This window comes from Sinorhizobium chiapasense, assembly GCF_045277575.1.
GTDB lineage: Bacteria > Pseudomonadota > Alphaproteobacteria > Rhizobiales > Rhizobiaceae > Ensifer > Ensifer chiapasense_A.
On the sequence record NZ_CP144206.1, the window covers coordinates 2,479,271 to 2,503,410 of the forward strand.

The following is a 24,140-nucleotide window of genomic DNA, read 5'->3' on the forward strand; positions in this document are numbered from 1 at the left end:
AACGAGAGCTCTTGAAGGGCCACGGCCGAGCGCCGCTGGTGATCGTCGCCGGCAAGCTTCGATCCAATGACGCCGCAAGACGGGAGATTTGCCGAGTGTTGAACACTCGTCTCCACAAGGGCTGAAACAGTCGGACGGCTTCAGACCACGGTCGGCTCTGCTGAGCTGACTGCCCAGGAATGTGAGCGCGCGGTGTCGTGACGGGCAACGGTGACCCTACCTGCAAGTCGAACCAGCGGCTTCGTACCCCTGAACGGGAAGAACGAGGCGCAAACATGCCGCTGCGCCTGATCCACCATATGTCTGCTATCGGAGCACGGCTAGAGGATGCCCTTCGCGGGCGCGAACTACCGTCCCCGCACAGTGAATTGACAGTCCGCTTCGGGTTGAGGGAGCCCTTCTCCACGAGCCCGCGCTTGAATGCTCTGCGGAGGTTCACGTTCGGGCTGATCGCATAGTGTATCCACCGGAAGGCGCCGCGAATCTGCGGTCAGCTTGCGTCCTTGTAGCCGCGGGAGCGCTTGGACTAGCTTGCGACCGGTACGAACATTCCGAGCTTAATATCTTTTAGCACGACATTGGTGTGAATGCGCTTGATCTGCGGGTTTTCTGACATCAAGTTGGCAGTGATCTCGTCATATTGGCCAACGTCCCGAGCCGTGATAATCGCGATTAAGTCCACTGCACCGGTCACATAGTAGACCTGTTGAATATGTTCCTGTTTGGCAAGCCAGACGCGAAACTTCGACAGGGCGTCGTAGTTCTCGCGTTCGATCTCCATTCCGGCGATAAACGTCATGGGGTTGCCGGCGACTTTGCGGTCGATAATAGCAATCTCGGCGGTAATGATGTTTGAGTCCCGCATCCGTTTCAGGCGACGCTGCACGGCTGATGCGGACAGACCCACTAAGTCGCCGATGGCCTCCGCCTTCATCTGGCAGTCAACCTGAATGATGCTCAAAATCCTGCGGTCGAAGTCGTCAATCGGTTCCATTCTCTCATCCTAGGCAGTTCCTTGGCCGCCTCTGCACTACCACGCTTTCTGCCACATTTGCGCAGTTGTCGCGCACGCTTGTCAAAGCGGCCAGATCTTTGGCCATTTCGGAACCTTCCTGCTGCGTTTGCCGGCCGTCATGCTCTTCTCATCGCCCAGGATGAGGAACCGACATGGTACAGTACAACATAGCTCTTATCGGATTCGGTGGAGTCAATCGCGCTCTCGCGCAGCTCGTGGCCGAGCGAAACGAGCTCTGGCAATCGGAACTCGGCTTCCGGCTCAACATTGTCGCGGTGACCGATCTTAATCTTGGCTCCGTCGTCTCGCGAAATGGCATTGATGCACGAATGCTCGTTGAGACCAGTTTCGAGAAGGGCGGCTTCGCCAGGCTTTCCGGTGGATCTGCGGAAGCGGACAACGAAAAAGTCATCCGGCAGGCGCCCGCGGACATTGTTGTCGAGGCCACATTCACGAACCCGCATGACGGAGAACCGGCCGTTGCCCATTGCCGCTGGGCGCTCGAGAGTAGCAAGCATGTTGTGACCACCAATAAGGGTCCGGTGGCGCTGGCAGCCGCCGACCTCAAGGCGTTGGCTGGTCGTAACCATGTTCATTTCGAGTATGAAGGGGCCGTCATGAGTGGAACACCCGTCATACGTTTGGCGAAGAACGCACTTGCCGGCGCTGGCCTCAGTGGATTCGAAGGCATCCTCAACGGTACTTCCAATTTCGTCCTCGGTCGCATGGAGGCCGGGCTCGATTTTTCTGCGGCGGTCAAAGAGGCCCAGGGGCTCGGCTACGCCGAGGCTGATCCGACCGCTGATGTTGAAGGCTACGACGTTCGTCTCAAGGTGGTCATTCTGGCAAATGAACTGCTGGGCGCAGCGCTCAAACCGACGGACGTCTCTTGTGAAGGAATTTCGGCGCTCACCACCATGGACATCGAGACAGCCGCCAAAGAGGGATACCGCTGGAAGCTGATCGGTTCGGCAGCGCGTTTAGAGAACGGTAGCGTCGAGGCATCTGTCGCGCCGCGCCGTCTGCCGTTCGCGCATCCACTCGCGGGAGTGAGTGGCGCTATAAACGCGGTGTCCTTCACCACCGAGATGCTCGGTTCAGTGACGGTAACGGGTCCGGGAGCTGGCAGGGTCGAGACCGCTTATGCTCTTCTCTCCGATATCATTGCTATCCACCGCTCAGCGTCGGCCGGCTCCATCAAGGAGGCAGCGGAATGACAAACGTCAAGCTTCAAGTTGCCTCGACTGCGGAATTGATCGACGTTTTCAATCCTTATGACGGCATGGTCGTCGGAAGCGTAAGAGCCAGCACGTCCGATGAGGTTGGCACCCTTCTTGAGCGCGCCAAGCGAGGGGCGGCGGTGTCGCGAGCGCTCCCCAGGCATCGCCGGGCCACCATTCTGGAACAAGCAGCACTGCTCGTCGGGGAGCATCTCGAGGATTTCGCACGCACGATTGTCTGCGAGGCGGGCAAAACGATCACGCAGGCCCGCAAGGAGGCATCGCGTTGCGTGAACACGTTGAAGCTCTCTGCGGAGGAAGCCAAGCGCAACGCCGGCGAGATTATTCCGTTCGACGCCTACGCGGGCTCCGAGGCGCGCCAAGGCTGGTTCACACGCGAACCGCTTGGAATCATTGCTGCCATCACCCCCTATAATGATCCGCTGAATCTCGTAGCGCACAAGCTTGGCCCTGCAATCGCGGGTGGCAATTCGGTCTTTTTGAAGCCGTCGGAGCTCGCGCCGCTTTCCGCTCTCAAGCTGGTTGAGACGTTGATCGAAGCGGGCCTGCCAGAGGAAATCGTCACCGTCGCGATTGGCGGCGCGGATCTGGGGCGCGCCATTGTCTCAGCTCGCGATATCCGCATGGTGTCATTCACCGGTGGCTTTGCGACCGGCGAGGCAATCACGCGGACGGCCGGTCTGAAGAAGCTCGCCATGGACCTTGGCGGCAATGCTCCGGTTATCGTCATGGCAGACAGCGAACTTGAAAAGGCGGTGGAAGGCTGCATCTCGGGCGCCTATTGGGCGGCCGGCCAGAACTGCATCGGCACGCAACGCATTCTCGTCCAAACCGCCTTCTACGAAAAGTTCCGCCAGGCATTTGTCGCGGGCACCCGCAGCCTTCGTGCCGGAGACCCGCGCCTTGAGGCTACGGACGTCGGACCCATGATTTCGGCTGCTGCGGCCGAACGCACCGAAGAAGCCGTAGAAAGAGCCCTATCTGCTGGCGCGCGGCTGCTATGCGGCCATCGCCGCGAAGGCGCCGTCTACCACCCAACCGTGCTCGAAGGCGTCCCGCGTGACAATCGACTCTGGAAGGAGGAGGTTTTCGCACCAGTTGCGATACTCGAGCGCTTTGAGACGCTTGCGGACGCAATCCGACTAGCGAACGAACCGGACTACAGCCTGCATGCCGGCGTCTTCACCAACAATCTCGCCGTTGCACTGGAGGCTGCAACCGGCATCGAGGCCGGTGGAGTCATGATCAACGATTCCTCCGACTATCGGTTTGACGCCATGCCGTTCGGAGGTTTCAAGCACGGCAGCATGGGCCGTGAAGGCGTGCGCTTTGCCTACGAGGACATGACCCAACCCAAGGTGATCTGCATCAACGGGCAGTGACGCTGAAAAGCCGCGATTTTTAGAGGGATGTCGCGGAAAATTCTCTTAGTCCATTACGATTGCGCGGCAAAACCGCGCAAGCGATTGCTAAATTGCGACAAAACAAGCCACGGAAAAAGTGGGGAACCAATGACATCCAGCATTTCATGCGCACTGCGCGTCGACGACGTACACAAAAGTTACGGCACCCACGAGGTATTGAAAGGCGTATCACTTGCTGCGGGCAAGGGTGATGTCATCTCGCTGATCGGATCCTCAGGATCCGGCAAGAGTACCTTCCTTCGCTGCATCAACTTTCTCGAGCTCCCGGACCGCGGCCGTTTCGTCATCAACGGTGAGGAAGTTCTAATGAAGACTGGATCGGCCGGTCGCGTCCGTCCTGCCAACTGGCGACAAGTAGCGCGCATCCGGACCGGTCTCGGCATGGTTTTCCAGAGCTTCAATCTTTGGGCACACATGACTGTCCTTGAGAATGTCATCGAAGCGCCGGTCCACGTGCTCGGGATGAGCCGCAGGCAGGCGACCGAGAAAGCTGAAGCGCTGCTGCATAAAGTTGGGCTCTACGAAAAGCGCCACGTCTACCCCGCCTTCATGTCAGGTGGCCAGCAACAGCGCGCATCAATAGCGCGGGCGCTGTGCGTGGATCCGTCCGTGATGCTGTTTGACGAACCGACCTCGGCTCTTGATCCCGAACTCGTTGGGGAAGTGCTCAAGGTCATCCGAGATCTCGCGGAAGAGGGCCGCACGATGCTGCTCGTAACGCACGAGATGAAGTTCGCCCGCGACGTCTCAAGCCACGTGATGTTCCTGCATCAAGGCCGCGTTGAGGAAGAGGGCAAACCGGAGCAAATCTTTGGCGCTCCCATCAGCGCCCGGTGTCGCGAATTCACAGGCTCGTCACGCCATTGAGCGTGGCCGTGCACCAACCAAAAACGAAAGGGAACTGACATGAAGACCGCAATTTACCTTATTGCCGGAGCAGCTCTTCTCGCCTCGGGTGCCGGCGCGAGTGCGGAAGTGCGCTTTGGCATCATGAACGAAGCCTATCCGCCGTTCTTTACCAAGGACGCGTCGGGCAAATGGATCGGCTGGGAAATCGATCTGATGGATGCGATCTGCGCCGAAATGAAGGAAAGCTGCTCGGTCGTTGACATGTCTTGGGATGGGCTTATCCCCGGTCTTCAGTCAAAGAAATTCGACGTCATCTGGTCTTCCATGTCGATCACGGATGAACGTAAGAAGACAATCGCCTTCACGAACAAGTACTACAACACACCAAGCAAACTGATTGGTGCACAAGACGGCAAAAGCGGTACTACCGCGGAAGACGTCGCCGGCAAAACGATTGCGATCCAGGTCTCTACTGTCCAGACCGAATATTACAAGAAGCACTTTGCGAGCGTCGCTGACGAGAAGACCTATGCCACGCTGGATGAGGCTTTCCAGGACCTCGCAGTCGGCCGCGTGGACTACGTGTTTGGCGACTCCATTCCGCTGATGACCTTCCTTGGATCGGATTTTGGCAAGGATTGTTGCGAGGACAAGGGTAATGTCCAGGATGACCCGGATGTTCTGGGCCAGGGGATCGGCGGCGGATTGCGCAGAGAAGATTCCGTGCTGCTCGCGAGGTTGAACGCCGCCATCACTGCCATTCGAGCTAGCGGAAAATACGCAGAGATTTCCAAGAAGTATTTCAACTTCGATCCCTACGGCGAATAGCCGACCTAGCGGGAGTTAAGGCGACCCGCTCTATCTCCGCCGATTGCACCCTCTCAACGACAAAGCGTTCGAGCCGCAATGATCCTGCTCGGACGCCGCGGAGCTGTTGTTCATGCAGACACGCTTATCCATTTTTGAACTGCTTTCGCCCAACCCACCGGGATGGGGCGGGGTACTGCTTTCGGGCGCGGCCTCGACCATTATGATTTCGCTCGGAGCGTACCTGGTCGGTATATTGATCGGTCTCGCGGCTGCGGCCGGCAAACTCAAGGGCAGCCGTGCCGTCGCCACCTTGCTTGATCTCTATACGACGGCCGTGCGCGCTATCCCGGAACTGATCCTGATCATTGGCCTCTATTATGCCGGGACGGACGGCATCAACAGGCTGCTTTCCGCACTCGGCTTCCCGCCTATCGAGATCAACGGCTTCCTCGCCGCCGTTGTTGTACTCGGGGTCGTGCAGGGCGCCTACATGACCGAGGTGCTGCGCGGTGCAATTCTTGCCATTCCTGCGGGCCAGATCGAAGCCGCGAGCGCCTTTGGCATGCGACCCTGGTTGCGCTTCCGCCGGATCGTTCTGCCGGCGCTAATGCCGAATGCGATACCCGGCATGGCCAATCTCTGGATGTCGGTGACCAAGGACAGTGCGTTGATCGCCGTTGTTGGCTACCAGGAACTGGCGCTTGCGACACGTCTCGCCGCTGGAAACACCAAACATTATTTCCTCTTCTTCTTTGCCGCTGCCGCAATCTATCTGGCGATCACGCTCGCCTCCAATGTCGTGTTCGCTAGTCTGGAGACCTATTTCCGGCGCGGCCAGGCAAGAGCAGCCTGAGGAGACGCACAATGGATTTCTCGTGGGTCTCCAACTACTGGCCGCTCATCGCCGCAGGTGCCTTACAGACGATACTTCTGCTTTTCATCTCGGTCACTTTCGGCTTCGTTTTGGCGATCGGCCTTGCGCTCGCGCAGGTGAGCGGTCCCCATTGGCTGCGATGGTTCGCAAAGGCCTACTGCACATGCTTGCGTGGTACGCCCCTGCTCATCCAATTGTGGCTGCTGTACTATGGCGTCGGGTCTCTGCTGCCTATGATCCCTGGGCTGCGCTCAAGCTTCCTTTGGCCGATCGTGCGCGAGGGCTTCTTCTTCGCGGCGGTCAGCTTCACGCTGAATTACGCGGCCTATGAGGCGGAGGTGCTGCGCGGCGCGCTGCTCGCCGTTCCAAAGGGGGAACTGGAAGCCGGGTGCGCCTTCGGCATGACGCGGTGGACCCTTTTGCGGCGAATATGGCTGCCACGGGCGATCCGCATCGCCCTGCCGACGATCACCGGAGAGGTGGTGCTACAACTGAAGGCGACACCGCTCGCCTTCACCGTCACCGTGATGGATCTCTATGCCGTCGCCTACAAGATCAGGCAGGACACGCTACTTGTCTACGAGCCTCTGGCCGTCGTGACCGTCTTCTATATCTGCCTCACCCTCATCATCACGCGCGCCTTCCGCATCGTCGAGATGCAGGTGCCGATACGGCGCTGACATCGCCGGTGGAAATCAAACGGAGATTGCGATGTTTACAGGATCGATCACGGCTCTTGTCACACCGTTTCAAGACGAGAAGGTTGATGAAGGGGCCTTTCGGTCGCTCGTCGAATGGCAGATTGCGGAGGGCACCAACGGTCTTGTCCCCTGCGGCACGACTGGAGAGAGCCCGACACTTTCACACGCCGAGCACAAGCGGCTGATTGAACTGACTGTGGACGTAGCGAGGGGACGAATTCCTGTGATCGCTAGCGCCGGATCTAACAGCACTGATGAGGCGATCGACTTTTCAAGGCACGCGCAGGAGGCGGGCGCCGATGCGCTGCTTGTCGTCGCGCCCTATTATAACAAACCGACGCAAGAGGGACTCTACCAGCATTTCCGCGCCATTGACGCGGTGGTCTCTATTCCGATCATTGTCTACAATATACCACCACGTAGCGTCGTCGACGTCTCGGTGGACACGCTTGCTCGTCTGGCACGGGATTGCCGAAACGTAATCGGCGTCAAGGACGCCACCGCCAATCTCCTGCGTCCTTCCTTGGAACGAATGGCCTGCGGTCGAGATTTCAATCTGCTATCGGGCGAGGACGGCACAGCCATTGGCTACATGGCGCATGGTGGACACGGCTGTATATCCGTGACCGCAAATGTCGCGCCGCGACTTTGTGCGGAGTTCCAGTCCGCGTGTCTTGAGGGTGATTTCCGTCGCGCGCTCGAAGTTCACGACCGCCTGATGCCACTGCACCGCGCGCTTTTTCTGGAAACCAACCCGGCGGGTCCGAAATACGCCCTCTGGCGCCAGGGGCGCATGCGCCGAGATGTGCGTCTGCCGCTCGTAACGGTCGCGCCCGCGGTGGAAGCCGAAATCGATCAAGCCATGCGACATGCCGGTCTTTTGGTCTGATCTGCCGATCTCTCGGCCAGATTGCCTTAGGCAGCAAAGGCAAAGTCAGCGCAAACGACGCCACCATCCCTAGTCAGGGAATGAATGCCCAGGAGGAAACCTAGATGGCAACGACACTCCCAGCTCTATTAGAGCGCGAGCCAGCCCAGAACAAGAGCATGCCCGGCGCTACAATGGGTCTCAGTCGCGAAACCCTCGCTCTGAACGGCGGGCTCGTCATCGATCCCTCGACGAAGGCCATCGCCCCCAACGTTTCCATGTCCGTCAACAATGTGTTGACACCCGGTGACGGAGCTTTTTCCGCGGATGGCGTCGACGATCTGACCGCGCTGCCGTTCCTCTATGCGCGCTGGACCAATCCTACGGTGCGGCAGCTGGAGCAGCGCCTTGCCGCACTCGAAGCCGCCGATGACGCGGTTGCCACGGCAACGGGCGTTGCGGCAATCGGCGCAACGTTCCTTACCTTCTTGAAGAAGGGCGACCACCTGATTTTGAGCGACGTTTGCTATGCCGGTGCCAACGAACTCGCCCGGCGCATATTGCCGGACTACGGCATTGAGGTGACGCCGGTGAACATGTCGCGCACCGAGGAGGTTGCTGCCGCGTTCCAGCCCAATACTAGGCTCGTCCATTGCGAAAGTCCGTGCAATCCGATCCTGCGCCTGACTGATCTTGCCGCCATCGCCGGCCTTGCACGAAGGCACGGTGCTCTGATGTCGGTCGATTCAACGTTAGCCACTCCTGTGGCCACGCAGCCGCTGACACTCGGAGCGGATCTCGTAATCCATTCCCTGACGAAGTTTATCAACGGGCATGGCGATACGTTGGGCGGCGTCGTTTGCGGACGCAAGGAGCTGGTGGAGAAAATCCGCTCACGCGCCGGCGTATATCTCGGTGCGTCAATGCCGGCCATGAACGCTTGGCTCATCCTGCGTGGCATCGACACGCTGTTTCCCCGCATGCGGGCGATCTCTGACTCCGCGGCAAAGATCGCGACGTTCCTGCAAGGTCATCCGGCGGTGGCGGCTGTAGCCTACCCAGGACTACCCTCCCACCCGCAGCATAACTTGGCGAAGTGCCAGATGGATCTGTTCGGGGGCGTGGTGACCTTTCAGGTGAAAGACCCCGCGACGATGGCCCGTAAGCTCGCTGTGCATCTCAAGGTTGCTCATTATGCCTTCTCGCTCGGTCATCAGCGCTCAATCGTAGTGTTGCTCGATACGCAGGAAATGATGAAATCGACCTACGGACTCACAGGTGAGCAGCTCGCTGATTACCGCCGCTTTGCCGGCGATGGAGTGTTCCGGCTGTCGGTCGGGCTGGAGGCGACCGGTGATCTCATTGCCGACCTCGACCAAGCGATCAATGCGTGAACCTGAGCGCATAGAAAGATTATGACAAAGACTCGCATCGAAACTGACCTGCTCGGGCCCCGGACAATTCCGGCAAACGCTCTGATTGGGATCCACACCCTACGAGCAACGGAGAACTTCGACGTATCAGGGATCAGGCTCCAAGATTTCCCCGAGTTCGTGCAATCTTTAGGAATGGTCAAGCAGGCCGCCGCCGCGACCAATCTCGAACTTGGACTTCTCGAACCTCGTCTCGCACGGGCAATCGAGCGCGCCGCCGACAGACTGATCGCCGGGGAAATTCTCGAGCCGCATTTTCCGGTGGACATGATGCAGGGCGGGGCGGGGACTTCGACCAACATGAACGTCAACGAGGTAATTGCCAATCTTGCGTTGCAGGGCCTGGGGCGGCAGCCCGGCACCTATGATGCGGTCAACCCAAACGATCACGTAAATCTCTCCCAGTCGACAAACGACGTTTATCCGACCGCAATTCGGCTGACGGTGCTGCGGGAAGGCGAAAAACTGACTTCGGCTCTGTCGGCCTTGGCCGCCTCGTTTCGAGGCAAGGGAGAAACCTTCTCTTACATCCTGAAGGTTGGCAGGACGCAGCTCCAGGATGCCGTCCCGATGTCCCTTGGGCAGGAGTTCGAGGCCTTCGCGGAGACATTGGAAGAAGACATCGCACAATTTCTCATCGCCGCCGAGCTGATGCGCGAAGTTAATTTGGGTGGCACCGCGATAGGTACAGGAGTCAACGCGCCCGCGGAGTTCTCTGTTGCGGCCTGCGCGCATTTGTCCCGCATCTCCGGCATCACCCTCCGACCCGCGCGCAACCTCGTCGAGGCCACGTCTGACACCGGCGCCTTCGTTTCGATCTCGGGCGCGCTCAAACGCATGTCAGTGAAGCTTTCGAAGATCTGCAACGACCTACGGCTCCTGTCGAGCGGCCCGCGCGCGGGCTTCGGCGAAATCCGGCTTCCAGCCATGCAGGCGGGCTCTTCGATCATGCCGGGCAAGGTCAATCCGGTAATCCCCGAAATGCTGAACCAGATCGGCTTCCAGGTGATCGGCAATGATATGGTGGTCACACTTGCAGCCAGTGCCGGGCAACTCCAGCTGAATGCGATGGAGCCTGTCATCGTGCTCAACATTCTCCAATCGATGCGGCTTCTGACGCGAGGCATGGACGCGCTGCGAACTCGATGCATTGAAGGAATCGAGGCCGATGCAGAGCGTTGCCGGGCGCTTCACGACGATTCCCTCGTTCTTGCAGCAGCCCTCAATCCTTTCATCGGATATGCCCAGGCCGCATGCCTTGCCCGAACAGCACTGGCAGAACGGAAGTCGCTGCGCGAGGTAGTCGGGCGCGACAGTGGCCTGTCTGCGGCAGAGATCGACATGATCTTTAGAGAACCGACACTGAAGGAAGCATAAGAATGGCTGTGTTCACAGATCTGACCGAGGTCGAGTGTCGCCAAATCGCCACTGCCTACCGCCTGGGACATCTGACCTCGGTCATCGGCATTGCCGACGGCGATGCCGAGACCACCTTTCTCTTCCGCTCAGAACGCGGTGAGTTCATTGTCACATTGTTCGAAAGCGGCGCGGATCCCTTCGATCTCGAGCGTGCTTTTCGCACTATGGAAACCCTTTCTGCCGCAGGCGTACCCTGTCCGACGACGTTCCGAACCGATGCCGGCGCAGCGACGGTCACCGTGTCTGGCAAGCTCGTTGCGGTCGTCAGCTTCATGCCGGGGTCACGACCGAACGAGATCACCCCTGAGAAGAGCCGGGCGCTGGGGGGCTGCGTCGCGCGCATCCACCAGACCTTGAGGCGTTCCTTTGACGAAGGGCGCTCAGGCCTCCCGAAAGGTCCGGTGCACGGAGCCCTCAACCGGGACAATGTCTTCTTCCTCGGCGAGGCCGTGAGTGGCGTAATTAATTTCCGATTGCGCCACGACGACATTTTGGTCGCGGAACTCGGGCAAGTCTTGATGCGCTGGACCGCGCGAGCGGACGGTATGCTGGAGAACAGGCTCGTCCGCCCCTTGCTCGCCGGGTACGAAGAGGTCCGTCGTTTGACTGCATCAGAATGGCGCGCCTTGCCGGCCTTCGTGATGGCCGCTGCTGCTGCCGAGCTTGGAAAAGATTGCAGGCTCACGGATTTTGAAGCGGGCACGTTCAAGGCCTTCCACTCCGCCAAGGCATGTATCGAGGAGCTGCAGCCATGAAGCGAATTCTCGACCGAGCGGATGAGCGCATCCTGACCGAGTTGGCTCGAAATGCCCGAATCCCGCACGCCGAGTTGGCGGAGGTGGTCAATCTGTCGCGCAACGCCGTGCGGCAGCGGATTGAGCGGTTGGAGCGGGACGGTCTTATTCAGGGCTACACGATCATCGCTGGGGAGGGTAGGCCGCCCGCCACAGCCGTCACCGCGATGATGTTCGTGTATCGACACGACCGCATGCGCGGTGGTGACGTCATCCATGCGCTCAAACGACTGCCGGAGGTGGTGTCCTGCGACGTCATGAGCGGCGAGTTTGATCTGGTCGTTCGAGTTGAAGCGGGCGCCACCGACCGCATCCGCGAAATCTGGCAGGAAATATCAGCACTTCCGGGCGTTCGAGACACCCTCACAGCGTTCGCATTGTCTTCGGTGATCAAGCGATGAGCCGGGCTAAAAGGGATAAGCCATGAAACCCATTAGAATTCTCGACGGCGGCATGAGCCGCGAACTGATCCGACTTGGCGCTGAACTCAGGCAGCCGGAATGGTCGGCGCTTGCGCTAATGGAGGCTCCGGACGTTGTCCGGCGCGTGCATGAGGAGTTCATCGTCGCGGGCGCCGATGTCATCACGACCAACAGTTACGCATTGGTGCCGTTTCATATCGGTGAGGAGAGATTTCGTGCCGAGGGCCGCAGGCTGATTGCTCTTGCTGGAAGACTGGCGCGCGCAGCAGCCGATAGTGCTAAAGATCGCAAAGTACTCGTCGCCGGATCTCTGCCGCCGATCTTCGGTTCATACGAACCGCATCTCTTCAGACCGGAGCGGGTGCAGAACTATCTTGGCGTATTGGTCGAAGAACTCACGCCCTACGTTGATCTGTGGCTTGGTGAGACTCTCAGCCTCGTGGCCGAAGCCGAGGCAGTGCGGCAGGCAGTAGCGAGCACCGGTAAACCATTCTGGATCTCCTTCACGCTTGACGATGGGCCAGTCACAGAGCCAAACCCGGCAGCCCTGCGTTCCGGGGAACTCCTGGCCGATGCTGCACGCTGGGTTGCCGGGTCTGGAGCTCAGGCACTCCTGTTCAATTGCAGCCGTCCCGAAGTTATGCAGGCAGCGGTCGAGGAGGCCTCTGAGGTCTTAGGCGCGTTGAGCGTTTCCCTTGATATAGGTGTTTATGCGAATGCATTCGCTTCCGATGAGCAGGGAGCGGCAAATGAAACGCTACATTCCGTTAGAGATGATCTCTCAGCTGACCGATATTCTCGCTTCGCCTGCGGTTGGGTGAAGAGCGGAGCCTCGATCATCGGTGGCTGCTGTGGTGTCGGTGCGTCGCATATACGGTGCGTCGCTTCTCGGCTTAATCGGCGCGAAAACGATTCGTACTCGCGTTTAGCTGAATAGCTGGCGCGCTCCTGCGAGCACAACAGCCTTATCCCGAAACAATTGCGCTCGGCTTTCTTAATTGAGCTAAGCCCCCCGACCGACTTACGACCTCAAGCTGCTTGGGAGGTGGCTGGAGTGGCGGCAGTTCACGGCCGTCCTAGGAGACTAGGTTCATTTGGACGATTGCGAACGGCAGATCGTCTCGGTGCAGACCCGCACGGCGCTCGCGCCATAGCGCACCTGCCGGCGCGAGCGATCCGTCAGCGCCTCCAGACGGTCGTCCTTATAGCGATTGAAAATCTTGTAGCCGGTCTTGCGCGAGATGCCGAACTCCCGGCACACATCGCTCATGCCTTCGCTCTCCAGCAGCCGGGCGACAAATCGAAGACGTTCCTCCATCACCGAAGTCTCTCTCCATGGCATCAACACCTCCGCAAAAGCGAAAAGTGTTACCCATGTCTCCGGTACGAAACGTCACCTATCTCTCAGGTCGGGCATGGGTGTCCTAGCTTGGCAGGGTAAGGGCACCGCGCAAGTCAACTGCCCCGCAGAGTTCGTGTCCTAGACTGCGAAGGGCGTTTGCGACCGGTGCGACGAGCGCGGCGTTCGTCGGCGCCAGGGTGTCGTCCGGCAGCTGGACATTATTCTCAAAACCGACGCGGACATGGCCGCCAAGTAGCGCCGCTGCCGAGACGCAGGCCGCTTCATTCTGCCCGAAGGCGCAGACGCTCCAGTGAGAAAATCGCGGTGCATCCGGCACGAGGAAGGGCAGGAGGTCGGCGGGCTGGGATGTCTGCGAGACGGTGTAGCGGCCGAGCACATAGAGGACGGGGACATCCGGCCAGGGCACCAGGCCGCGCTGGATCATGGCGGCGAGGCGCACCGCTTCCGTGGGATCGTAGAGGATAATTTGCGGCAAGACGTTCTCCCGCCGCATCCAGCCGAGCGCTTCCGCGAAGGCGGGCTCGGCGGCTTCGTCCGGCGCGAATTCGCGGAGCGCCAGCGAGGCGGCTTCCGGGCGCACGGCCTTCAGCACGGCGATCTGCTCGGCCGGCGCGTAGATGCCGAGCGCCTCCGTCGTGATCTGGATCACCAGTCGGTCGCCCACCTCCGCGCGGATGGCGCTTGTCGCCTGTTCGTAGGCGTCGGCATCCAGTAGGTGGCGGCCATCGGCCCGGCGGACATGGACGTGGATCATCGCGGCGCCGGCGTCCAGGCATTCGGCCGCAGTGCGGGCCAACTCGGCCGGTGTCAGCGGAATGGCCGGATGATCGATCTTGGTACGCCGTCCGCCGTTCGGCGCCACTGCAATCGCCACCCGATGTGGTCTATGGGGGTCGTTCATCAGTCGATCCTTCATGATTCAATCGGATCATGAATTTACATTAATGAAACATATGTTGCAATCTGCCGACGAAAGGTGTAATCAACTCCCATGCAAACCGGCCCTCTCACAGACACGATCGTCCAAGCCTTCGACACGATGTCGGAGCAGCTTCAGGCTGCCGCGCGCTATATCCTCGACCAGCCGCGTGATGTGGCCCTCCTTTCCATGCGCGAGCAGGCGAGGCAGGCGGGAGTGCAACCCGCCACCATGACCCGACTTGCCAAGCATCTCGGCCTTGCCGGCTATGAGGACATCCGCCAGCAATATGCCGATGCAATGCGCGGCGACGTGACGGGCTTTGCCAGCCGTGTCGGTACGCAGGCGAAAAACCAGAGGCTGAAGGGCGATCATGCACTTGCAGCCGACATGCTGGGCGGCATCGCCGCGCAGCTCGGCCAGCTCTTGCAGCCGGCGACGCTCGACACATTGGTCGAGGTGGCCGAGCGACTGGGCGCGGCGCGGCGCATCTATTGCCTCGGGTTGCGTTCCAGCCATTCGCCGGCCTGGCACCTGCACTACATTCTCTCGCTTGCCGGCAAACATTCGATCATGCTGGACGCCGTCGGTGGCATCGGCGCAGACGCGCTCGGCAGCGCGACGGCGGACGATGTGATGGTTGCCGTCAGCGTCCTGCCCTATACGCGCCAGACCATTGAAATCGCCGATTACGCCGGCGAAGCGGGCGTGCCGCTCGTCGCGATCACCGACAGCCCCGTCGCTCCGCTCGCGCAGCTTGCCGCCTGCACCGTCGTCGTGCCGACGGAGAGCCCGTCGTTCCTGCACGCCATGTCGCCCGCCTTCGTCGTTGCCGAAGTGCTGGGCGCGCTGGTCGCGGGCCAAGCGGGCGATGCGGCGAGCGCGGCGCTCGCAAGCGTCGACCGCCAGTCCGCTGCCCTGAACACCCATCTCAAGACAAGGATGAAGCGTCCGTGACACACATTCTACATCGCGCCATCCATTCCCGCTTGCCGGTCGCCGTCGGCGGCAAGGGCATCGAACTCTTCGATGCCGAGGGCAGAGCCTATATCGATGCCTCGGGCGGAGCGGCGGTCTCGTGCCTCGGCCATGCCCATCCAGCAGTCATCGCCGCCCTGCACGAACAGCTCGACCGGCTCGCCTATGCCCATACCGGTTTCTTCACCTCGGAGGCCGCCGAGGCGCTGGCCGATCTTCTGGTCGAGGATGCGCCAGCGGGACTCAGCCATGTCTATCTCGTCAGCGGCGGTTCGGAAGCGGTCGAGGCGGCACTGAAGATGGCGCGGCAGTATTTCGTGGAGAAGGGCGAGCCGCAGCGCCGCCACATCATCGCGCGCCGGCAGAGCTATCACGGCAACACGCTGGGCGCGCTTGCAGCCGGCGGCAACGAATGGCGGCGAGCGCAGTTCAAGCCGCTGCTCATCGAAACCCATCATATTGATCCCTGCTACGCCTATCGCCTACGGGAGCCAGGCGAGAGCGACGAAGCCTATGCCGCCCGCGCCGCCCAGCAGCTCGAAGACAAGATTATCGAACTCGGCGCGGATCAGGTGATCGCCTTCGTCGCCGAGACGGTGGTGGGCGCCACTGCAGGCGCAGTGCCGCCGGTCGCTGACTACCTCAAGCGCATCCGCGCCATCTGCGACCGCTACGGCGTTTTGCTGATCCTCGACGAGGTGATGTGCGGCATGGGCCGCACCGGGACGCTGCACGCCTGCGAGCAGGATGGCGTTTCGCCTGACCTGATGACCATCGCCAAAGGGCTTGGCGGCGGCTACCAGCCGGTCGGCGCGGTGCTGCTTTCGGATAGGATATTCGATGCCTTTGCGAACGGCTCCGGCTTCTTCCAGCATGGCCATACCTATATGGGCCATCCGATGGCGGCGGCCGCCGGCCTTGCCGTGCAGCAGGTCATCCGGCGCGAGAACCTGCTCACTAATGTCGTCGCCATGGGTGCGGAACTGGAACGCCAGCTCATCGAGCGCTTCGGCAACCACCATCATGTCGGCGATGTCCGTGGCCGCGGCCTGTTCCGCGGCGTCGAACTCGTCGCCGACCGCGCGAGCAAGCGGCCGTTCGATCCGAAGCTCAAGCTGAACGCCCTCGTCAAGAAGGAGGCAATGGCGCGTGGGCTGATGGTCTACCCGATGGGTGGCACCATCGACGGCCGGACTGGCGACCATGTGCTCATCGCCCCGCCTTTCATCGTCGAGCGCGCCGAAATCGGCCGCATCGTCGAACGGCTGGGCGACGCCATCGACGCCGCAATGAGCACTCTTCCAAACGCATAATCAAGCAAAAGGGGAACTACCATGAAACTGCGTTCTATTCTGTTTGCCGCCTTCGCTACGGCGATTGCTCTTGCGCCGGGCGCGCGCGCCGAAGATCTGGTGGTCGCCACCGACACGGCCTTCGTGCCCTTCGAGTTCAAGGAAGGCGATAAATATGTCGGCTTCGATATCGACATGTGGGATGCCATCGCCAAGGAGATCGGCGTCACCTACACGCTACAGCCGATGGACTTCAACGGCATCATTCCTGCGCTCCAGACCAAGCAGGTCGACGTCGCCCTTGCTGGCATCACCATCAAGGACGAGCGCAAGAAGGCGATCGATTTCTCCGACGGCTACTATGACAGCGGCTTCCTGCTTATGGTGCCCGCCGACAGCGCGATCAAGGATGGGGATGACCTGAAAGGCAAGATCCTCGCCACCAAGACCGGCACGTCCTCGACGGATTACGCCAAAGAGCACTTCACGGAAACGGAACTGCGGCAGTTCCCCAACATCGACAATGCCTATCTGGAGCTCCAGACCGGTCGCGTCGATGCCGCGATGCACGACACGCCGAACGTCCTCTACTATGTGAAGACGGCCGGCGGCGGCAAGGTTAAGGCCGTCGGAGAGCAGATGATGGCCCATCAATACGGCATCGGCTTCCCAAAGGGCAGCGACCTGGTTGCCAAGGTCAATGCGGCCCTCGCCAACATGAAGAAGGACGGTCGCTACACCGAAATCTACAAGAAGTGGTTCGGTACCGAGCCCAAGCTCTGACGCTTTAGCCGAGTGCGTCGATTTCGCCGGCGCACTCTCCTCACGCTGGGGAGCCACTCCATGGAATTCGACTGGTCCGTCGTCGGCGAGGCCATGCCCGCCTTGCTGAGCGGCGCACGCCTCACCATCCTCATCACCATCGCTGGCCTCGTGGGCGGCCTTGTCGTCGGCTTCGTCGCGGGGCTGATGCGCGCCTATGGCAATGCGGTCCTCAACGCCATCGCCTTCGCCTATATCGAGCTGATCCGCGGTACGCCGATCGTCGTGCAGGTGATGTTCATCTATTTCGCGCTGCCGGTGCTGGCCGATATCCGCGTCAACCCGATGACCGCCGCCGTCACCGCGATCATCGTCAATGCCGGCGCTTATATCGCCGAAATCGTCCGCGGTTCCTTCCTCTCCGTCCACAAAGGGCTGAAGGAGGCAGGGCTCGCACTTGGCCTGCCGATGTGGAAGGTACTGGTCTATATCATCGGCCCAGTCGCCTTCCGGCGCATGATCCCGCCGCTCGGCAACCAGTTCATCGTCAGCCTCAAGGATACCTCGCTGTTCATCGTCATCGGCGTCGGCGAGCTCACCCGCCAGGGCCAGGAAATCATGGCAGCTAATTTCCGTGCCGTGGAAATCTGGAGCGCCGTGGCGATCCTCTACCTCATGATGACCGGAACCCTGACGCTGATCCTGCGCGTCACCGAAAAGAGGATGCGGATCCTATGAGTATCGTGGAATTTCGCAATGTCACCAAGACCTTCGGCTCCGTCGTTGTGCTGCGCGAGGTCGATCTCAACATCGACAAGGGCGAGGTGGTCGTGCTGATCGGCCCGTCCGGCTCGGGCAAATCGACGCTGCTGCGCTGCATCAATGCGCTGGAGGAAATCAACGGCGGCGATCTCGTCGTCGACAATATCAGCGTGAAAGCTGGCCGCTCGCAGGTGCGCCATATCCGCCAGGAGGCGGGCATGGTCTTCCAGCAGTTCAACCTCTTTCCGCAGATGACGGCGCTGGAAAACGTCGCCTTCGGCCCACGCCGTGTGCGCGGCGCCGGCCGAGCCGAAGCGCTGGAGCAGGCCAAGGCGTTGCTCGCCAAGGTCGGACTTGCCGAGCGCGGTCATCACTATCCATCCGAACTCTCGGGCGGGCAACAACAGCGCGTGGCGATCGCTCGCGCGCTTGCGGTCAAGCCGAAGCTGATGCTGTTCGATGAGCCGACCTCGGCGCTCGACCCAGAACTGCGCCATGAGGTACTGCGCGTCATGCAGGCGCTGGCCGAGGAGGGAATGACGATGATCGTGGTGACGCATGAAATGGCCTTCGCCCGCCAGGTCGGCACCCGGCTGATCTTCATGGAGGACGGAAAAATTTCTGTCGACGGCAATCCCGCCGCCTTGCTCGCCAATCCGGAAAATCCACGTCTGCGGGAGTTCTTGCAGCATGTCCACTGACAACCGGCTCGGCTTCATCGAGATCGCCGGCTCGCCGCATGAGATTGGCCTCCAGCTCGGCCGCTTCGGCCGCGAAATCGTCCATCGCCATCTTGTGGTCAGCCATGCCTGGGCCTCCGTCATGGCCTTTCGCGAGGATCCGCGCGTCGCAGCCATGCGTCGGCTGGTCGAAACGCGCTTCCCCGCCTATTGCGCGGAACTGCAAGGTCTCGCTGCCGGGCTCGATCTGCCTTTCGACGAGGTCTTTCTCTGGAACAGCCGTGGTGATGTCTGGGCCTTCGCGCCCGATGGCTGCACGACAGTGCAGATCCCTGGCCAAGAACTGGTCCTCGCCCATAATGAGGATGGTGATCCGGGCTTTCGTGGCCATTGCGCGCTCGCCCATGTCCGGCCGCAAGGCGGCACAGCCTTCACCAGCTTCGTCTACCCCGCCTCGATCCCCGGCCATACCTTCGCCGCGACGGAAGCCGGCCTCGTCCAGACCGTCAACAACATCCGTTCACGCGGCGTCGGCGTGGGCCTGCCGCGCATGGTCCTCGGCCGTGCGCTCCTCGAGTGCCGTTCGCTCGACGAAGCGGTCCGCTTGCTTGAGACCTCAGAGCGCGCCGGTGCTTTTCACATGACGATCGGACATCGCGGCGATCCACGCCTCTTGAGTGTCGAATTCACCCACACGAACTGCACGGTCGTTTCTATCGACCGCCCGCAATGCCACGCCAACCACCTGGTTCACCGAGACATGGCGGGCGAACGACAGGTAATCACCGGGTCCTCGCGCTCCCGTCAACAGCGCGGCGAGGCCATTCTCGCGGAAGCGTCGCGTGATCCTCTTCTCGTCCTCTGGGACAAGGCTGTCGCGCCGCTGCCGATCTACCGCGCCCAGCCCGACGATCCGGACCACGAAAACACGCTTGCCACCGCCGTCTTCCGCATCGGCGCCCACGCGATCAATTGGCAGGTCTATGACCGCGCCGGCGAGGCGCCGCGTTACACGATGGACGGCAAGCTGATGCCCGGCTAAGCGACAAGGCCTGTCGCAGAAGGTTCGCCCTTATGAAGATGAGCGGACGACGGTTCAATTCCCATCAAGGCGAAGAATCCTCGTGCTGAAAAAGCACGTCGGCCATCTCCCAAACACAACGCCATTTACTCTGGAAGACCCGCGTAAACATCGGAAGTGGGAGGCTCCGCGCAAAACGTCAGTCAAGCCGGTGAAGTCCTTTGTTCGCAAAGGATCGATAGGTGATCAGGTGCCTGACTGTGTTCCCGGTGTTGCGCCAGTTACGGGAATAGGGATATTCGCCGCTGCGATGTTCGCATCGCCGATGGCCTCGAATGTCCATGGAATTGTTCGTCGGTCTTGATGTTGCCGTTCGCATCACCAGCGTCTGCGTGATGGACGCGAATGGTCGGCTGATTCGAGAGGGCAGGGTTGAGACCGAGCCGGATGCGATCGGCGCCTTGCTTCATGCAATTGGCGGTCCCTACAAGCGCGTCGGCCTTGAGGCCGGTCCGCTTTCGCAATGGCTCTACAGCGGGCTGGCCGCCGCCGGCTATCCGGTGATCTGCGTCGAGACCCGACACATGAAGGCTGCGCTCTCGGCTCAGATCAACAAAACCGACCGCAACGACGCGCGCGGCATCGCGCAAATGATGCGGGTCGGGCTCTACAAGCCGGTGCATGTCAAGACCATCCGGAGCCAAGAGGTCCGGATGCTTCTCGCCGCTCGCAAGTTCGTTCAGGCCAAGATCGTGGATGCCGAGAACAATCTGCGCGGCCTGTTGCGCAACTTCGGCCTCAAGGTCGGAGCCGTGACTTGCCTCAAGTTCGAGAGCCGCATTGTCGAACTATTGGAGCAATCCCCACACCTGCGGCTGACCGTCGAACCGCTTCTGGAGGTTCGCCGCGTGTTGCGGGAGCAGTATCAGCGCCTGCACAAGGCGATGGAGCAGCTGGCAGAGGCCGACGACGTTTGCCGGCTTCTCATGACGGCGCCCGGCGTAGGGCCAATGGTTGTTCTGAGTTTCCGCGCCGGCGTCGATGAGCCGGCTCGGTTCGGACGATCGCGATCCGTGCCTGCTCATTTTGGCCTGACGCCATCGCGCCATCAGTCCGGGGAGATCGACCGAGAGCGAGGCATCTCCAAGTGCGGCGATCCGGGCATCTGATGGGTGCTGGTCGAAGCCGCAGGCACTCTCTTGCGGAACTCGCAGAGGAGCTCGCCGCTCAAGCTGTGGGGATTGTCGGTTGCGCGGCGTCGCGGGATGCCAAAGGCCATCGTGGCCGTCGCCCGACGCCTGGCGGTTATTCTGCATCGGATGTGGCTCGCCCCGCCGGAGAGGCGGGGCCAGGGTCGCATCCAGATGGCTCCCTGGACGCGGGGGTCGGAGGCCCGAAAGAGAAGGTCTGTTTCGGCGATTCTGGTACGGTCGGGCAAACAAAAACTCCCGACGCAGATTCGTAAGGTCCGAACCATGTCGCCGCGGCGCGGCGTGTGGCAGAAACTCAGAACTCTATGAGATCAGAGATTTCATCGCGCTCGAAACTTACGTCAACGTCGCGCCGGCCGGCTGAAGCCTACGCTGCCACGGTCTCCTGCCGCATCGGTCATTGACCTTCAACGTACTCCTCATTGTTCCACAATGTTTGTTCATCCGCGGCTGGGTGTCGATCGGCGAAGCGCTGCAACCCGGGCAGTGCCAAAAGTTCTTGGCGATCTGCGTCTCGGTAAATATCTCATCGCAATGAAAGCAGAACCACCGATTTGAAAGGGAGCCGAACACAGGGTGTTGCACGCCCCCATCGACGGCTGGCTTCGGGACATGATCCGCCGAAACGCACCCAGCCGGTTTGTCCTGCGAGCACGCATCCCGGCCTGCGACGCGATGATTGGCGGCGGCGCGACACATTGTGCTCAGGCGCTCGTTCACGTGAACAAGCTTGCCTCCGCCCTCAAGCTCGACATGACGAAGGCGACAGTCACCGAGGCGAAGGGCGAGGATTTCGCCGAAGGCTTCTCGCGCATGAAGAAGGCGGAAGCAGCCGCCCATGCCGAAAACGCCCGTCAAGGGCAACGGCTGGTTGCCGCAGCCGTTGCGCATAGCGGGCATTGCACCGTCCACCGACGCCGACCGGCTCGACGGCGCGCTGATCGAACCCATCGAGGACAAGATCGAAGCTTACGCCTTCCCCGAAGCGGTTGAGTGATCAGCCGGCAGCCGGTCTCGGTTGTCTCCGCCGCGACCGGTTGCATAAAGAAAACGGTTGCATATGGTACTATAAAATGGTACTAGAATTCATGAAGAAAAGGCACCGGACGACATTGGAACTGATATTCGCCCGACCCGTTAACGGATCCATCCGCTGGGCGGATATCGAAGCGCTCTTTGTCGCTCTTGGTGCGGAGGTTAGCGAACGCGAAGGGTCGAGGATCTGCGTCGTCCTGTTTGGCGAGGTTCGAGTCTTCCATCGCCCGCATCCCTCTCCCGACGCCGACAAGGGAGCCGTCGCGAGCATCAGAAAATGGCTGGAAAGTCACGGAGTTAAGCCATGAAGAACGTCATCGAAATTGAAGGTCACAAGGCCGTCGTCGCATTCGACCCCGAAATCGGCATGTTCCGGGGCGAGTTCCTTGGCCTCAACGGAGGCGCTGACTTTTATGCTGATAGTGTCGAGGGGCTGATGATGGAGGGGCGGAAGTCCCTTTCTGTTTTCCTCGATCTTTGCAAGGAGAAGGAAATCGCACCGTTCCGGGAATTCTCCGGACGGTTCAACGTGCGCCTCACTCCGAAAGCCCATGAAGCGGCCGTCATCGCCGCCGCCGCCAGCAATATGAGCCTTAACGAGTGGGTTGCGGAAACAATCACCGAAGCCGCCGAACATGCTTGATTAACGCAGGGGCGACATCGGTCCGGCCCGACCGCCCGCTATGGCCGGATGAAGGTCTCAGGCGCGATGACGCGTTTCGTGGATTGGAATATTGAGATGGTTCTTACGGCGGGTCGGCAGTTCAAATCTGTTCAAGGCGGACCGAGAAGATCATAAGGACTTCGACGTCGAATCCTTTGTGCTCGAGGGACGATAATCCCTCCAAAACCCCTCAGCGAGATGCTCGACCCGGAGATTATCCGGCGCGCGGTGATCATCGCCGCCGCAATTCGTCACATAGAGCATCCGGAGCCGGGGAATGATGCTCCGAACGCCAGATAAGATGGGTGCGCACCCGCGCGACCGTTGCGGAAGAGGTACTTTCGGCATGAACCGCGCGCAGCACCGAGCGGGGCATGATCGCTACTCCCGAGCCGACCGCCACACAGCCACGCATGGCGATTGTCCGCTCGCTGTGCATGAAGCCGAAGATCCTGCTGTTCGATGAGCCGACCTCGGCACTCGACCCGGAAATGGTCAAGGAAGTGCTCGACATCATGCTGTCGCTCGCCGAAAAAGGCATGGTGGAAGGGCGCGCCTTCGATGCGGTCGAGCCGATGTGCCGTTTGTTCAGGGCGTGAGCTTTGGGACGAACGTCGCGATGCGTCGAACGTCGCGATGCGTCGAGAAATCGATATCTTGGCCGATGAGCCTCACCTTGTTTGTCGCCGCGCAGAAGTCTGTCGGTGGGTTCAATTCCCGCGCTCTTTCGCCATTGCGGAACCTTACCCTTGGTGGGACGCATCCGATGACCACAAACCCCCGCCGCAATCGGCAACTGCCGCAGTCATAGCCCAATTTGGTTATTGTGCAGGTCGGAACAAGTAAGGTTATCCAGAGTTGGCGCTGGCGAGGAGAAGACCATGGGCCAATCACGCGCTGCGAAGCGGCCTTGCGGATACTGATGGGCCGGTCGCAGTAGCCCTTAGACGCACGCTCGGCGAAGTCTAACCCCATTGAAGATGACACGGCAGTCGAGCATTGGTCGCGCGGGCCGATCCTGAGCGGCTGCAAGCAGAAGTGCTTTCGACTCGGGTCGAAAGGCGGCGGCACCCACTGCCCGCCTGATCGATTTGTACCAAAACGCAGCCGATAGGTGCTCCCTCGCGGGAGGCGTCAAATGCACTATCTCATCGAAGAGACGGGGTGCGACTTCAGCCCGTCAGATATCGACATGATGCAACGGGTTTTCGAAAAGACCTGTCTTCTAGCACAAGTATCGAAGCGCTCTGCTGGCGGCGACCAGATCGCCAGGTTCCTTGTCGATGAGTTCCGTCTCGGTCATACCGACGAAGCTTGTCTTCTGGAATGCGCCCTCTGGTTTGCTAAACGGCGTTCGCCAAAATCAGAGCACCTGGAACGTGGGCCGGTTTGGATCGCCAGAACACGGCATGGGCGGCGCCTGGACGGCGGATAGCTAGCAGCCGTCGAAATCGGCATGACCACGGACAGGCAGAGGGGATCCCAGAGCGCTTTATCGATTGGGTTGGGTGCTCTCTGGGATCCGCTGCGCGTCGCAGCGTCCGGCCAACGATGAGTTGGCGCCATGGACCAGCATAGAGGCCGGTTTCGGCGGGTAGAGGGC

24 protein-coding genes and 3 pseudogenes are annotated in these 24,140 nt (G+C 60.6%); 24 read left to right on the forward strand and 3 right to left on the reverse strand.

Annotated elements, in window-relative coordinates:
• Positions 1–526: 526 nt before the first annotated feature.
• Positions 527–994, reverse strand: coding sequence for an Lrp/AsnC family transcriptional regulator (locus QM996_RS30305; RefSeq protein WP_173519158.1), 468 nt, complete (start codon positions 992–994; stop codon positions 527–529).
• Between the two features lie 173 nt (positions 995–1,167).
• On the opposite strand from QM996_RS30305, the gene QM996_RS30310 reads away from it, so the two are divergent.
• The 12 genes from QM996_RS30310 (at position 1,168) to QM996_RS30365 (ending at position 12,787) form a co-directional block, all read left to right on the forward strand.
• Positions 1,168–2,232, forward strand: a complete 1,065-nt coding sequence (locus tag QM996_RS30310) for a homoserine dehydrogenase (protein ID WP_334197495.1) — start codon at positions 1,168–1,170, stop codon at positions 2,230–2,232.
• Positions 2,229–3,638, forward strand: coding sequence for an aldehyde dehydrogenase family protein (locus QM996_RS30315; protein WP_334197496.1), 1,410 nt, complete (start codon positions 2,229–2,231; stop codon positions 3,636–3,638). The genes QM996_RS30310 and QM996_RS30315 overlap by 4 nt, the downstream gene beginning before the upstream one ends.
• Before the next feature lie 129 nt (positions 3,639–3,767).
• Positions 3,768–4,547, forward strand: a complete 780-nt coding sequence (locus QM996_RS30320) for an ABC transporter ATP-binding protein (protein ID WP_334198721.1) — start codon at positions 3,768–3,770, stop codon at positions 4,545–4,547.
• A gap of 39 nt (positions 4,548–4,586) precedes the next feature.
• A complete protein-coding gene (locus QM996_RS30325) occupies positions 4,587–5,357 on the forward strand; it encodes a transporter substrate-binding domain-containing protein (RefSeq protein ID WP_334197497.1) in 771 nt (256 codons plus the stop codon).
• 112 nt (positions 5,358–5,469) lie between these two features.
• Positions 5,470–6,192, forward strand: coding sequence for an ABC transporter permease (locus tag QM996_RS30330; protein WP_334197498.1), 723 nt, complete (start codon positions 5,470–5,472; stop codon positions 6,190–6,192).
• Positions 6,193–6,203: 11 nt separating this feature from the next.
• Positions 6,204–6,893, forward strand: coding sequence for an ABC transporter permease (locus tag QM996_RS30335; protein WP_334197499.1), 690 nt, complete (start codon positions 6,204–6,206; stop codon positions 6,891–6,893).
• A gap of 31 nt (positions 6,894–6,924) precedes the next feature.
• Entirely contained in the window at positions 6,925–7,803 is an 879-nt protein-coding gene (dapA, locus tag QM996_RS30340) for a 4-hydroxy-tetrahydrodipicolinate synthase (RefSeq protein ID WP_334197500.1), read from the forward strand.
• A gap of 158 nt (positions 7,804–7,961) precedes the next feature.
• Complete coding sequence (locus QM996_RS30345) at positions 7,962–9,176, forward strand: trans-sulfuration enzyme family protein (protein ID WP_334198722.1); 1,215 nt, start codon at positions 7,962–7,964, stop codon at positions 9,174–9,176.
• A gap of 21 nt (positions 9,177–9,197) precedes the next feature.
• Positions 9,198–10,592 carry an aspartate ammonia-lyase gene (locus QM996_RS30350; protein ID WP_334197501.1) on the forward strand — a complete coding sequence of 465 codons (1,395 nt, stop codon included), beginning with the start codon at positions 9,198–9,200 and terminating at the stop codon, positions 10,590–10,592.
• 2 nt (positions 10,593–10,594) lie between these two features.
• Entirely contained in the window at positions 10,595–11,389 is a 795-nt protein-coding gene (locus tag QM996_RS30355; protein WP_334197502.1) for a phosphotransferase, read from the forward strand.
• Positions 11,386–11,829, forward strand: a complete 444-nt coding sequence (locus tag QM996_RS30360) for an Lrp/AsnC family transcriptional regulator (protein ID WP_334197503.1) — start codon at positions 11,386–11,388, stop codon at positions 11,827–11,829. Before QM996_RS30355 ends, QM996_RS30360 begins: the two co-directional genes overlap by 4 nt.
• 22 nt (positions 11,830–11,851) lie before the next feature.
• Positions 11,852–12,787 carry a homocysteine S-methyltransferase family protein gene (locus QM996_RS30365; protein WP_334197504.1) on the forward strand — a complete coding sequence of 312 codons (936 nt, stop codon included), beginning with the start codon at positions 11,852–11,854 and terminating at the stop codon, positions 12,785–12,787.
• A 213-nt stretch (positions 12,788–13,000) separates the two neighbouring features.
• On the opposite strand, the pseudogene QM996_RS30370 reads toward QM996_RS30365, so the two are convergent.
• Together QM996_RS30370 and QM996_RS30375 are read right to left on the reverse strand one after the other, a co-directional pair.
• Positions 13,001–13,192 (reverse strand): annotated as a pseudogene (locus QM996_RS30370) (helix-turn-helix domain-containing protein); the annotation flags it as partial.
• Positions 13,193–13,274: 82 nt separating this feature from the next.
• On the reverse strand, positions 13,275–14,114 hold the full coding sequence (locus QM996_RS30375) for a beta-keto acid cleavage family enzyme (RefSeq protein WP_334197505.1): 840 nt from the start codon (positions 14,112–14,114) through the stop codon (positions 13,275–13,277).
• A gap of 90 nt (positions 14,115–14,204) precedes the next feature.
• Between QM996_RS30375 and QM996_RS30380 the strand changes: the two genes are divergently transcribed.
• From QM996_RS30380 to QM996_RS30435, 12 genes and pseudogenes are all read left to right on the forward strand, one after another.
• On the forward strand, positions 14,205–15,089 hold the full coding sequence (locus QM996_RS30380) for a MurR/RpiR family transcriptional regulator (RefSeq protein ID WP_334197506.1): 885 nt from the start codon (positions 14,205–14,207) through the stop codon (positions 15,087–15,089).
• Complete coding sequence (locus tag QM996_RS30385) at positions 15,086–16,423, forward strand: aspartate aminotransferase family protein (protein ID WP_334197507.1); 1,338 nt, start codon at positions 15,086–15,088, stop codon at positions 16,421–16,423. Before QM996_RS30380 ends, QM996_RS30385 begins: the two co-directional genes overlap by 4 nt.
• A 21-nt stretch (positions 16,424–16,444) precedes the next feature.
• Positions 16,445–17,185 (forward strand): glutamine ABC transporter substrate-binding protein GlnH, encoded by a 741-nt coding sequence (glnH, locus tag QM996_RS30390; RefSeq protein WP_334197508.1) that lies wholly within the window; start codon positions 16,445–16,447, stop codon positions 17,183–17,185.
• A 60-nt stretch (positions 17,186–17,245) separates the two neighbouring features.
• Complete coding sequence (gene glnP / locus QM996_RS30395) at positions 17,246–17,902, forward strand: glutamine ABC transporter permease GlnP (RefSeq protein WP_334197509.1); 657 nt, start codon at positions 17,246–17,248, stop codon at positions 17,900–17,902.
• A complete protein-coding gene (gene glnQ, locus QM996_RS30400) occupies positions 17,899–18,627 on the forward strand; it encodes a glutamine ABC transporter ATP-binding protein GlnQ (RefSeq protein WP_334197510.1) in 729 nt (242 codons plus the stop codon). The genes glnP and glnQ overlap by 4 nt, the downstream gene beginning before the upstream one ends.
• Positions 18,617–19,648 (forward strand): C45 family autoproteolytic acyltransferase/hydrolase, encoded by a 1,032-nt coding sequence (locus tag QM996_RS30405; protein WP_334197511.1) that lies wholly within the window; start codon positions 18,617–18,619, stop codon positions 19,646–19,648. Before glnQ ends, QM996_RS30405 begins: the two co-directional genes overlap by 11 nt.
• Before the next feature lie 314 nt (positions 19,649–19,962).
• Positions 19,963–20,952 (forward strand): annotated as a pseudogene (locus tag QM996_RS30410) (IS110 family RNA-guided transposase); the annotation flags it as partial.
• 724 nt (positions 20,953–21,676) lie between these two features.
• On the forward strand, positions 21,677–21,835 hold the full coding sequence (locus QM996_RS30415) for a hypothetical protein (RefSeq protein ID WP_334197512.1): 159 nt from the start codon (positions 21,677–21,679) through the stop codon (positions 21,833–21,835).
• A 91-nt stretch (positions 21,836–21,926) separates the two neighbouring features.
• Complete coding sequence (locus QM996_RS30420) at positions 21,927–22,181, forward strand: type II toxin-antitoxin system HicA family toxin (protein ID WP_334197513.1); 255 nt, start codon at positions 21,927–21,929, stop codon at positions 22,179–22,181.
• On the forward strand, positions 22,178–22,516 hold the full coding sequence (locus QM996_RS30425; protein WP_334197514.1) for a type II toxin-antitoxin system HicB family antitoxin: 339 nt from the start codon (positions 22,178–22,180) through the stop codon (positions 22,514–22,516). The genes QM996_RS30420 and QM996_RS30425 overlap by 4 nt, the downstream gene beginning before the upstream one ends.
• Positions 22,517–22,941: 425 nt before the next feature.
• Positions 22,942–23,079 (forward strand): annotated as a pseudogene (locus QM996_RS30430) (AAA family ATPase); the annotation flags it as partial.
• A 596-nt stretch (positions 23,080–23,675) separates the two neighbouring features.
• Positions 23,676–23,972, forward strand: a complete 297-nt coding sequence (locus tag QM996_RS30435) for a hypothetical protein (protein WP_334197515.1) — start codon at positions 23,676–23,678, stop codon at positions 23,970–23,972.
• Positions 23,973–24,140: the final 168 nt, after the last annotated feature.